Annotated in this window: 10 protein-coding genes; 6 read left to right on the top strand and 4 right to left on the bottom strand. The window is 69.7% G+C overall.

Annotated features, from left to right (window positions below; translation table 11 throughout):
* Nucleotides 1–387: 387 nt before the first annotated feature.
* From I3F54_RS29580 to I3F54_RS29570, 3 genes are all read right to left on the bottom strand, one after another.
* Nucleotides 388–1,032 carry a hypothetical protein gene (locus I3F54_RS29580; RefSeq protein WP_240122003.1) on the bottom strand — a complete coding sequence of 215 codons (645 nt, stop codon included), beginning with the start codon at nucleotides 1,030–1,032 and terminating at the stop codon, nucleotides 388–390.
* Between the two features lie 224 nt (nucleotides 1,033–1,256).
* Nucleotides 1,257–1,814 carry an XRE family transcriptional regulator gene (locus I3F54_RS29575; protein WP_240122002.1) on the bottom strand — a complete coding sequence of 186 codons (558 nt, stop codon included), beginning with the start codon at nucleotides 1,812–1,814 and terminating at the stop codon, nucleotides 1,257–1,259.
* 3 nt (nucleotides 1,815–1,817) lie between these two features.
* Nucleotides 1,818–4,064, bottom strand: coding sequence for a helix-turn-helix transcriptional regulator (locus I3F54_RS29570; RefSeq protein WP_240122001.1), 2,247 nt, complete (start codon nucleotides 4,062–4,064; stop codon nucleotides 1,818–1,820).
* A 264-nt stretch (nucleotides 4,065–4,328) separates the two neighbouring features.
* Between I3F54_RS29570 and I3F54_RS29565 the strand changes: the two genes are divergently transcribed.
* Both I3F54_RS29565 and I3F54_RS29560 read left to right on the top strand, forming a co-directional pair.
* Nucleotides 4,329–4,856, top strand: a complete 528-nt coding sequence (locus I3F54_RS29565) for a hypothetical protein (protein WP_240122000.1) — start codon at nucleotides 4,329–4,331, stop codon at nucleotides 4,854–4,856.
* Nucleotides 4,857–5,350: 494 nt separating this feature from the next.
* Nucleotides 5,351–8,269 carry a P-loop NTPase fold protein gene (locus tag I3F54_RS29560; RefSeq protein WP_240121999.1) on the top strand — a complete coding sequence of 973 codons (2,919 nt, stop codon included), beginning with the start codon at nucleotides 5,351–5,353 and terminating at the stop codon, nucleotides 8,267–8,269.
* A 20-nt stretch (nucleotides 8,270–8,289) separates the two neighbouring features.
* On the opposite strand, the gene I3F54_RS29555 is transcribed toward I3F54_RS29560, so the two are convergent.
* On the bottom strand, nucleotides 8,290–9,618 hold the full coding sequence (locus I3F54_RS29555; protein WP_240121998.1) for a hypothetical protein: 1,329 nt from the start codon (nucleotides 9,616–9,618) through the stop codon (nucleotides 8,290–8,292).
* 165 nt (nucleotides 9,619–9,783) lie between these two features.
* On the opposite strand from I3F54_RS29555, the gene I3F54_RS29550 reads away from it, so the two are divergent.
* The 4 genes from I3F54_RS29550 (at nucleotide 9,784) to I3F54_RS29535 (ending at nucleotide 11,331) form a co-directional block, all read left to right on the top strand.
* Complete coding sequence (locus I3F54_RS29550) at nucleotides 9,784–9,933, top strand: hypothetical protein (protein ID WP_167362005.1); 150 nt, start codon at nucleotides 9,784–9,786, stop codon at nucleotides 9,931–9,933.
* 21 nt (nucleotides 9,934–9,954) lie between these two features.
* Nucleotides 9,955–10,308: a cupin domain-containing protein gene (locus I3F54_RS29545; RefSeq protein ID WP_240121997.1), complete on the top strand. Its 354-nt coding sequence runs from the start codon at nucleotides 9,955–9,957 to the stop codon at nucleotides 10,306–10,308.
* 213 nt (nucleotides 10,309–10,521) lie between these two features.
* Entirely contained in the window at nucleotides 10,522–10,758 is a 237-nt protein-coding gene (locus tag I3F54_RS29540) for a hypothetical protein (protein ID WP_240121996.1), read from the top strand.
* A 387-nt stretch (nucleotides 10,759–11,145) separates the two neighbouring features.
* Nucleotides 11,146–11,331, top strand: a complete 186-nt coding sequence (locus I3F54_RS29535) for a hypothetical protein (RefSeq protein ID WP_240121995.1) — start codon at nucleotides 11,146–11,148, stop codon at nucleotides 11,329–11,331.
* Nucleotides 11,332–11,364: the final 33 nt, after the last annotated feature.

The following is an 11,364-nucleotide window of genomic DNA, read 5'->3' as shown; positions in this document are numbered from 1 at the left end:
AAGGTCCTCTACGCCGCCGCATAGCTCACAAGCCCGCCCGTGTCCGTCAGACCGGGGCAACTCCATTTGCTTGCGGCCGTCGTCGAGAGTTCGCGCTGGGCCTGGGCACGGGCACATTCGAGGGAGCAGTACTTCACTCCGGTGGTGCGGCTGGCGGTATGCGGCGTATCCGCGTCGGCGGGCGAAGCGCGGCCGCACTTCTCGCTGGCACAATGGTGGTGAGCCGAAGCACGATAGATGCCACCAGTGACAGGCGCCGACCTGCGCCTTTGTGTCAGGCGCGGCAAGGCAGTTGTCACTGGATCTGCACGCTACTTGTCATCGGCGAGGGGGAGGCAGGCTTTCTGCCGCCGGACGCGCCGCAGATGATCGGGCCGTTGCGAGGGTTCAGCGGCGGTCCAGCGCGTCTATCAGCTTGCCGAGGTTCCGCACTGCACGATCGGAGGCGCCCTTGGCTGCCAGAGCTCCCAGGACGACGTCCCGCTCCAGCAGCCCTGCACTGCGCAGGTCCTGCAGGATGCGCTGGGCTTGCTGCTTGCCGAACTGGTCACCGAAGCCGTTGTTCCTATAGAAGTCCAGCCGGTCGATTGCTTGGGCCAGCTCGGAATCGAGCTGCTCGGGCTGCTCATCAGGCCGGGTGAGGTCGATGGCGCCGAGTTGGCGCGCCCAGCCTTCAAGCGGGAAGCCGTGGACGCTCTCCACGATGGCCAGTGAGGACCCACGGGCCAGGCTCGCGGCGAAGTCGAGGGTCCTCTCGTCCGGAACGTATGCCAGAACGGGCCCCTTGCCGCGGTCGACACGGTCGCGGGAGGCACGCGGTGTGGTGACAGCGTGTTCCGCCGCGAAACGCCGCAGGGACGGGATCTGCTGTTCCACGCCGAAGGCATTGAGCACGAGCACGCCGACGGCGCCCTGCTCAGCGCATTCTTGCCGAACCCATGCCACGGCCAGATCGGCTGCGATCTCCCAATCCCGTTCGGGGTCGTCATCGGGCACCCACGCCGCCCGCAGGATGCTGCTCGCGCTCGCCACGTTCGCGGTCCTTTCTACTTCGGGACGGCCGCACGGACGGCACGGCCGTACCTGGTCACGCTATCCGCAGCCTCCGACAACCGGTTCCTGTGCGAGTAAGGGGACGGAACACGGATGGGCCCGTCCGTCGATCTTGGTGTCAACAAGCCTGCTTTTGTGACGCCTATCGTGCTTCGGCTCAGGTGGACGGTCACGTCTTCGGCGAGGTGGTTGTGCAGGGGCGTCTACAGCTCGAAGGCGAGGTGCTCGATGTCTGTGAAGCGGACTTCCTCCAGTTGGCCGGCGCGGCGGCCGTTGTCCTGGAAGTAGACCTCCTTGAGTGCTTCGGCGGCGATTTCCTGCAGGTGCTGGTCGGTGGCGCCGGCTTCTTGGGCTTCGAAGAGGCGGGCGGCGTACTGCGGTGGCAGCGCCACTGTGAGGTGCCGCAGACGGGTCTCGTCGGTCGTGCCGACCGGTGCGGTGTAGCCGATGCGGGCGCGGGTGTCGATGACGATGCCGCCGGTGGTCGCCGCCTTCTGTCGCGCCGTGGCCCGGATCTGCGGCTGCCACCGTGCCGTGACCTCGCGTTCCAGGCGGGCGGCGAGGGCAGGGCGGGGCTTCTTGGCCTGGTTGGCCACGTAGCGCTCCACCTGGCGCTGGGAGATCCCGAGCAGGTCGGCGACCGCCTTCGTGCCCTTGAGCTGCTTGACCAGGTATCGCATCTGCGGCCCGGCCGACTTGGGCGCCGGGCGGGTGAACGCCTTGTGCACCGCGTTGTCCAGGCCGTCGCCGAACACGCTCATCGGCTACTCCCCGGTGTCCTTGTTGGTGACCTGCCCGTCCTTGATGTACCGGGCGAGGTTGAGGTCCGGCGCGTTGAACTGCTCGCGTACGCCCTCGCCCCACAGTACGGTCTGGGTGCCCTCCCACTTGACCATCCCGGGGTTCACGCCGAGCCGCCAGCCGCCGGGAAGTGGCTTGCCGTCCCGGTAGGGCAGGAAGTCCAGCGGGGTGGGCCCGTCGGAGGCGTACACGGCGCAGTCCGAGTTGATGGCGACAGGGTACTGGCCGGTGAACGCCGCGTGCTTGACGATCTTGCGGTGCATGTTGATGCGCGCGCGGGAGATGACGGCGGCGCGGATGTCCGGGCGCCACGTCGGCCGGGCCAGGGCCGGCCACGGCTGGCCGGGCTTCCAGCCGCCGCCCCGCGGCCGCTCCCTCAGCTTGCCGATGGCCCCTTTCGCCGTGGCCTTGATGGCGGACACGACGATCGCGAGCTGCGCATTGCGCTCCTTGTAGCCGTCCATCGCCTTGAGGAACTCCTGCGGCGGAAGGTCGGCGGGCACCCCGAGGTCGGCCATCGTGGCGAGGTACGCGTCACGCAGCCGGTTGTACCAGGAGTCCAGGTAGCGGCCGGTCTCGTAGCGGACGTTCGCCTCGATCGGGGCGACGTCGTAGCCGAGTTCCACCGCGTAGGCGACGCTCCTGGTCTCGTACCAGGCCGGTGCCGTCGGCCGCTCGCCGGATGGTGTGAACGGGCTGGGCATAAGGTCGGCGTCCAGCTGGACCCACTCCTTGCCGCTCTTCACCCTGGACAGGTCGACGTGGGACATGTCGACCAGCCACGAGCCGGGCAGCTTCGCATCGAACACCGGCTTCTTCACGTTCGTCGGCGCACCGAGGCCGACGACCAGGCCGTTGGCCCCGGCGGCGAAGGCCATGTTGACGTCGATGCCGACCAGGTACCGCTTCTCGCATTCGGCGTCGGTGAGCGGCCGCGCCCAGTCGAACACCTCCTCCATCAGCGTTTCAGTCGGGGTGCGCCGGTGGAAGCGGGGCAGATCCTTCAGCAGCGGGTGCCCGTCGGGAACCTCGCACGGCGCCGGGTCGACCGGGTCCTTGCCCAGGCTGCCGGGGTTGTGCTCGCTGTGCCGCCTGCCGTTCTCATCCGGCTCGCTCGCCCGGGTCGGCGGGTGGAAGGCGGTCATCAGCTCCAGACCGGTCACCGCGGTCGACCCGCGCGGCGTCATCACCCGGACCGCGTACGTGCCGAGCAACTGGGCGAGTTCGGCCGGCGGGAGCTGCGCGGCGTCGTCCCAGTGGCGGGCGTCGAGCGCGTGCCACGACGGGATGCACAGCTGCACGCAAGAGCGTTCTGCGCCCTGCGCCGGGCGGTAGATCCGCGCCCACGGCCCGAACCCGCGCCCGGTCAACTTCCAGTCCTGCCGCGCCAGTTGCTTGATGGCCTTGTGCCCCTCCGGCAGCCGCCCGGCCAGGCGCTCTTCGTCGGTGAGGGTGATTGGCAGGCCGTAGCGCTCGCACGCGGACTCGGTCAGCACGAGCAGCGGGTCACCGTCCTTGCCCGGCCCGGACAACTTCGGCTGCCCGAGCCTGGCCTCCTTCAGGGTCCACTCGACCAGGGACGGGATGCTCTTGGCGGGCACGTCCAGGACCAGGCCGCCGACGCAGTACGCCAGAGCCTGGCCGTCAGCGTCGACGTCGACGACCGCGAGCGGCCCGTTGACGAAACGCGGGTCCGCGCCGTCGGCCGGGGTGTTCGCCGGGGCCGCCTTCCTCGCACCCGGCTGGCGCGACGTCGATGACGGCAGGGCGGTGCGCGCCGGACGCGACGCGGCAGCCGGAGCAGCCGAGTTGGTTGAGGGGCGGGGCGGGGTGTTCTCGCAGACAGCCATGGCCGCAGACTCGGACGCCGGGGCCGTGGATGGACTCCGCGCTTCCGTCGCCTGGACGGGTGCGCTCGTGAACGCCTCGCCAGCGCCCGTGTCCTTGGCGGGCGCTGGGGTGCCTGCGTCAGCGGGGTAGAGCTCCGCCAGCTTGTTGAGCAGCCGTGCGTACGCGTCGCGCTCGGGGGGCCTGGGTTCCGTCTTGCCGGACTCCCAGCCGCTGACGGTGGCCCGCCGCACCTGCAGAGCCTCCGCCACCTCGTCCAGGGTGAAGCCGTGCGCCTGGCGCAGCCGCTTGCGTTCCGCCGGCGGTGGCAGCGGGGCGCGGGACGCGATCAGCGCGTCGACCCGGTCGAACAACTCGGACATGCGGCACCTCCTGGCCGACAGCCTACTTCGTGAAGCGTACGTATCGCGTACGTTATGCGTGCATGGCGCGTACGTTAGCCTCTCCGAGAGTTCTCCCGGGGTACTTCGTCATCCGCCCGGGGTGGCGGTGTCGGCCGCGCGTGGGGATGCACAGCCGGGTCTCACCGGTCGTCGGTAGTGCGACCGCAGCCTGGCTCCGGACGGGAAGAGGGCGGTCGGAGGCAGTCTCGACAGGCCGAAGCTGCTCGTCGACACTGGGACATCGTGGGGGACAGCGCAGTGTGGGTCGCCGTCTTCACCGGCGGTACAGCGGTCCTGGCGAGCTGGGTGACCACTCTCGGGAACGCGCGGGCGGCAAGAGTCCAGGCGGAGACGTCAATACAGGCACAGCACCGCGACCGGGTGCGCAGCAGCCGCCGCAACGCCTACCTGGACCTGATGGAGCAGGCGCACGTGACCGGCGAGTTGTACTGGAGAGTCGGCGACGTGTACGTCCAACTCACCGATCAGGCCGACCGACTGGAGCGCATCGAGGAACTCCGCACGCAACTGCGCGATGCCTTCGATCCGCTCATGCGCTGCGTACGCGTCATCGTGCTGGAGGGCCCCGAAATCGTTGCCCAGGCCGCCCGAGGCGTGCTGGAAGCAGCATCGGAGACCAACTCGGCCCTGCGCCGCGTTTCCCAGGATGAACCACAGGCACGTGAACGCTTCGACGCATCACAGGAACGCTTCCGGTACCGCCTGGAAGCGTTCATCGAGGCAGCCCGTACGTCTGTCGGCGGCTTGTGAACAAACCGGATGTTCGTAGCGACACTGGCATCACCCTTCTCTGGTCCGGGACACCGGCATCCCCAACCACCGGGTAGAAGCCAGTGGCAGGCGGGGACCTGAGCGGGTGCGGGACCTGCCACGCCGACGACGTCGCCCGCAAGCAGCCTGTGCGGCCGCGGCCGCACAGGCGGAGCCGGGCCCGGACGACGGTCAGGAACCTGGGTCTCCGTGGTCTGTTCCATCGGCGAACCTGATGGGCACGGACCAGCGCCCGGACCGGGGGCGGACGGTCTGCGTGCAGATCGACATGACGGACGACCGTCTCAGACGGTCGGGCATCCAGCGCCTTCTCCTTGAACGGCACGGGGAACGATGAACTGAGCGGGAGAATGCGTGACATGCGGTTGAGATGGTGGCGGTCGGCTCCGGTGGCGCCGGCCGGAGTGGCGTCCAGGGGTGAGCCTGTGTCGACGGGACCGGTGTTTTCGGATGCGCCGCTCCTTGAGGTGGGGATGGACCGCCTGGAGCGCAAGGGTTTCGCTCTGCGGTTGGCGCGAACGCTTGCCGAGCGCACCGGTGATCGTGGTTATGTCGTCGGCCTGTACGGCCGGTGGGGGGAGGGCAAGTCGACCGTCTTGAACTTCGTGCGGCATGGGCTTGCCGCCTACCCGGCTGAGCAGGTGACGGTGGTTGAGTTCAACCCGTGGTTCGACTCTGACGAGACCCACCTGTACGCGGAGTTCCTCCACGCGGTCGCCGCCGCGGTCGGGGCGGACTTGGAGCGGAAATACGAGAAGGCGATCCGGCGGGCAAGCCGTGCGCAGGGGTTTGCTGAGAGTGTTGGGCTGCCGGGCAGCGTGAACAGCATCGTCAAGGTCTCCACACTGCTGGGCGCCGTAGGCGGGCTCGGGCAGCCGACACTGCGCGACTTCCACGACCGGTTGCGCGAGGTCCTGGCACCTGCCGGCGCGGCCGCGCGGCGGGTCGTCGTCCTCATGGACGACATCGACCGCCTGGACGACGCGCAGATCTCCGCCGTCTTCCGGATGGTGAAGCTGGCCGCCGACTTCCCCAACCTGTGCTTTCTCCTGGCCTTCGACCAGGACGTCGTCGCCGAGGCCCTCGGTGCCCGCTACCGCGCGGGAGGGGCCGGGGGAGGCCGGGAGTTCCTGGAGAAGATCATCAACGCGCCGCTGCACCTGCCGCGGGCGGATCCCTCGGTGGTCGCCCAGGTGCTGCGCGAGATGCTCGACGATGTGCTCGCACGCCACCGGGCGCTGGTGAACGAGCCCGACGAGCGCATACGCCTGGACGACGCGCTGGAGGCGGCCGTCTGGCCATGCATGACATCACTGCGTCAGGGCAAGCGGCTTCTGGGTAAAGCCGACTTCGCTCTCCCGATCATGGCGGGGGAGGTCAACCCGGTCGACCAGGTGCTCATGGAAGCCCTGCAGCTTCTCTTCCCGGACTTGTACTCCTTCGCCGCAGCCAACAAGCCGCTGCTGGTGCGCGCCCTGACCGCCGAGCAGGACCAGGCCAGTCTGCGGGAGAAGTTGGCGGAGGTCTGCAGGCCGCCGCTCCGCCCGGAAGGACGCGAACTGCTGCAGCGCCTGTTCCCTCATCTCCAGGCCCTGGACCATAACCGCCACTTCACGCCCGCCGAGCAGGAGCAGTGGATTCACGCCCGGCGGGTGTGCTCACCCAGCCATTTCGACCGCTACTTCGCCTACGGACTGCCCGTCGGCGACATCCTGGACAGCGAGATCAGCGCCGTCATCCAGGCGGCCGCCCCGCACAACACCGCCCTGCTGCGCGATCTCCTGGACGCCCATGATCCCGGACTGGTCATCCGGAAACTCGCGGAGAACAGCGTCCAGATACCGGCCGACGCCGCCATGCGCCTGGCTCACGCTGTGGCCGGCACCCTCGCCACCGCCACCGCGGACGTCGCCCTCCAGGCCGGCAGCCTGATCAGACGCCTGCTGGCAACGGTCGCCCCCACCGCACGTCTCGAAGCCGCACAAGAGATCCTCGATGCCGCCTCTGCCCAGCTCGCAGCGACGGTCTTCACCTGGCTCGAGGCCCTGCACCACGATCCCGAACAGGGCCAGCCCCTCCTCAGCCAGGAGCACACGCAGCAGCTCGGACAGCACCTCACCGAGCGGCTGCTCGCCCTGCCGGCGGATCAAATGATCGTCCCGGGCAGCCAGAGCGACCTCATGGCCTACGGGGTGTGTCTGCGCCACCAACACCAGCGAGCCCAGCAGTACCTCACCACAGCCCTCCAGGCCGATCCGGCTCTCCTGCAGCACATCCTCGCCCTGTACCTGGGCGGCCACCAGGTCTCCTACGTCAGCGCGCTCACCCGCACCGGTTACCAGCAGCTGACAGAGCTTCTGCCCGCCGAGGACTGGCTGGCCCTGATACGCCACCACTTTCCCACGGCCGAAAACACCCTGGCCGCCCTGCCGCAGAACGCGGCCGGACAGCCCGAGCTCCCCGCCAACTCACCCGAATACCCACTCTTGACCTTCCTCGCGGCCTACCAGGTCCTCGACACCCACGAGCCACCCCCACCCGCCACAGTCTTCGAACCCACCCCGCAGGAACCCGGTCAGTTCCGCAACTACTCCCCCCACCACCTCGCGCAAGAGGCTGGGGACACCGTGCCCTTCGTGATGCGCAGCGCTGTCGTCATGCCCCGTCAGCTGGACAACCGCCCAGGCCCGCCCATCTCCAACGACTCCGACCAGATGCGCATCAACGTCCTCACCCGCGCCGCGGACCAGACAGGCCTGCGACAAGCCCTGACCGCGCTGGTCAGCACCCCGCCCTGGGAGACAAGCACCATCCCCGACTGGACAACAGAAGGAGGATCAGGCCGAGAAGCCGCCAAACTGCTCTGCGCCACCGCCTCCGACGACGCCCCCGGCTTCTCCCTGACCCTGCAGCTCGAGATCGGCCACGCCACACCACACGGCGGACTTTCCGAACCCGGAATCACCTTCACACTCGACCTCGTCCTGCGACTCCCCAAGGACCAGCGACGCCTGACGCTGGAAGAACTACGAGACCTGCTCATCGACGCCCTGCAGCTCCACCAAGCCGTCAAAGACGCCGCCACCGACCTCCTGCCCGGGCGCCCCCAGACAGGAGAGGGCGTGCTGTGCATCACCAGTCAGACAGAATTCGGGCAGCTCATCGACATGGACGCCTACGGCCCAACAAGCCGCCCCGGCCGAAACGAAATCCCCTTGCACTATCGCCTGCCGCTGCAGTCACCCCAGCAGCAGCCACTCCAGTTCGGAACGTCCGCACCCAGCCCCGAGGCCGAACTCGCTATCGAAATGATCAAGCGAAGCCTCCAATGGACGGGACGCCAGAACTACGCCCCCGCCCTCAACCAGCTGCTCCGTACCGCACTCCGCTGAACGGGTTTGCCGCTGGTGGTTCAGGCGGACAGCATGTCGCGCAACTCCCGTATGGCGCGCTCGCGGTGGTGCTGGGCGGGGATTGCCTCGTACAGGTCCAGGGCGCGGCGGCGGACCAGGCCGGTGCGGTAGTCGACGGGCAGCGCTGTCAGGACGGCGACCGTACGGCGGCACGCCTCTTCGCTGTCGCCGTCGTGATGGGTACAGGCGGCGCCGTCGATGGTCAGCAGGGTGCGCGTCATGGTGCTGGTCGGCGCGGACAGCTCCAGCGCCCGAGCCTGGCTCTCCCGGGCGCGGCGGGTGTCCCCGAGGGTGGTGAAGGCGTGGCTGAGGTGGACGTGGTGTTTCTGCTCGCCGTACGTCAGCCAGGTGTCCGACCGCTCGGAGTCGGGGAGCCGGTTCATGAGGGCGTCGGCTGCGGTGAGCGCGGCGCGGGCCTGCTCGCTCTGGTGGTTGAGGGCGTAGGCGCGGGCGGCGACGGCGGCCGCCAGCACCGCGGCGGCGGTCGGCCGGGTGCTGGCCGTCTGCCGGGCCTGGTCGGCGAGGTCGGCCGCTGCCCTCGGGGCGCCGTAGTTGAGCGGCACCATGGCCTCCCGGGCGAGGACCCACGCGTGCAGATGGGGGTCGCCGGATTCGGCGGCGGCCCGGGTGGCGGTGGCGAACCAGGCGCGGGACTCGCGGCGGCTGCCCAGGTCGTGTAAGACGATCGCGGTCATCCCGGCCATCTGCCCGGTCGTCCGGCACAACCGCGCTCGGACCGGTGCGGGCTGCGGGACGGTGAGCAGCGGGCGCAGGGTCGTGAAGTCGGTGACCAGGTCGGCCAGCACGCGGGTGGGTGCCTGTCCGTGGTAGCCGTATCCGTAGCTCTCGGCTGCGGCCTCGAGGTCGGCCAGGTCCTGGGGAGTGTCGGGGGAGAGGGTCTGGTCGACGTCGGTCCGGGCGGCGGTGAGGGCGGCGAGCGCCGGAGCGGTGAGGCCGGCGGCGAGCGCGCCACGAAGCAGGTTGCGGCGCTTCATCGGATCATCTCCAAGGTCGGGCTCCGTGCTGAGAGCGGCGGTGTCCTCCCAGGGTTGCGCAGCCAGCCCCAGGAGGGCACCGGGAATGCGCAGTCCGCCGGAGATTCGCTCGACAGTTGCCAGCGCGGTGACAGCTGCGGTGCCCCGGGCGATCTGGCTGACCCGCTCGGCTTTGAGTGCGCACGCTTCGGCGATCCGGTTGAAGGAGATCCCCGCGTCGTGGGCCGTCGCGAACACCGTGGTGAAGTCCCGTTCGTGCAGGGCTCGGACGAACGCGGGGTCGTCCAGCAGATGGCGCGGCACTTGGGCGGGTGACGGCGGTAAGTCGTCCACAAGTCCCCCTGAAATCTCGTGGAATGACAGTGCGTCAGCCCAACGACCATACCCACCGTGGGGGCCCCGTCACGGGGTTATCGCCCGCGTGGTTCGCGGCTGTACTGGCGATGTTCGCGGCCGCGGCTATCCAGGGCCCGGCCACCAGCCCCGCAGGAGGATTCCATGCAGAGTCCCGCCACGCCCCCGCCCGCCACGTCCGGGCCGTCGACCGGCGGCCTGGTCCGTTCCCGCCGGTCGATCGTCGCCGCCCGGGGTCGCAACGCCATCCCCTCGGACGGCGGCGGCACCGGCAAGAGCGACGGCAACGACTGACGGACCGGGAGCCCTGACGCGATGACGCGCCTGTCCATCGCAGCGTGCCTGGGCGAGGACTTCCTCGCCCAGGCACTGCACCGCGAACACCGCCACGTACCCGGCGCCCTCGATGTCGCCGGACTGATGACCTTCGACGACCTCAACCAGATCCTCGCCGGCCACCGCCTGGAGCCGCCGCGCATGCGGCTGTCCCGCGACGGCGAGACGCTGCTGGTCGGCGGCTACACCACCCCGGTCGCCACCCGCCGACACACGGTGTGGCACCGCCTCCACCCGGCCGAACTGCACGCCCGCCTCCAAGAGGGCGCCTCCGAACGCATAAAAAGCTGTCAATACCCCCTGAAAATAGGCAAGTTGGACGCGCACCGCTAGGACTGCGCCCGTGTGCGCGAAGGAAAATCACCCGCCCGGGTGCCGCTCCAGACCGGGCCGGACCGCCGTGATGGGGGCCGACCACAGGCCCGACCATGAGGCCGACCACGCCGGGCGCGCCCCCCGACCATGCTGGTCGCGACCTCCGACCACGGCGCCGGGCGGGGCGTGTCCGAAGTGACACGCAATTCGAACAAGCGATCTAATGCTGGTATGGACGTGACCGACTTCCCCGACGACCTGGTGCAGACGCAAGCCGCCTGGAACGCGACCTACCAAGCGCTCGCCGCACCCCGCCCCCGCGACACCACCGCCCTGCGCCGCCGCCTGCTGCTCCTGTCCGTCCGGCTGTGGTGGCACCCCTACTGGGAGACCGTCCCCTCGGTGCCGGCGGCACGGTCCGAGCTGCGCCACCTCGCCCGCGCCCACAGAGCTGTCCGGGCCGCGTGACCGGTCGTCCCGGTCGACCAGGAGCACGAGGTTGCGGCAAGGGTTGCGCTAGGTGTTGCGCGGCCCGCAGGACCGTTCCCGTGTTAGTGCAGGTCACCGCGCTGTTTTGCCGTGGTCGGATCGCTGACATCCCCGTTGCGGCTGCTCTGCCCATGTCCCTTGGCTGGTGTGAAGGAGGAAGGGACGGGCGGGATGGGCGGCGCGGCCGCGGCCGGGGATCGGGGCGCGCTCAGCCGGTTGCGCGTCGGCCGGGGCCGCCGCGCCTCGCCGCCGTCAGCCCGGCGGCCGGGCCGGGACGGAAGTCGCCGGCGCCCTGTTGCTGTCCTCCCGGTGCTGAGGCCCACCAAGGGGTGAGGCGGGAGAGTCCCGCCGGATGGAGGTATCGCCGTGATCGTCCGACTCCTGGGTGGCCCGCTCGCCGGTCGCGTACTCACGACCACCGACGCCCCGTGGGCCGGAGACTGGCTCACGGCCGGTGACGCCGACTGGGGCCTGTACGTTCCCGTGCACCGCGACCCGTCGACCGGCGTCGTCCTGGCGAAGGCCCGGATCACCATCTCGCGTTCCTCGTAAGAGGCGCCGTGACGCATGAGACTCCGGGCCCTA

This window comes from Streptomyces sp. MUM 2J (assembly GCF_022414535.1).
In the GTDB taxonomy this organism is placed as follows: Bacteria; Actinomycetota; Actinomycetes; order Streptomycetales; family Streptomycetaceae; genus Streptomyces.
Note: the sequence above shows the minus strand (reverse complement) of the source record. Positions and strands in the feature narration are given on the sequence as shown.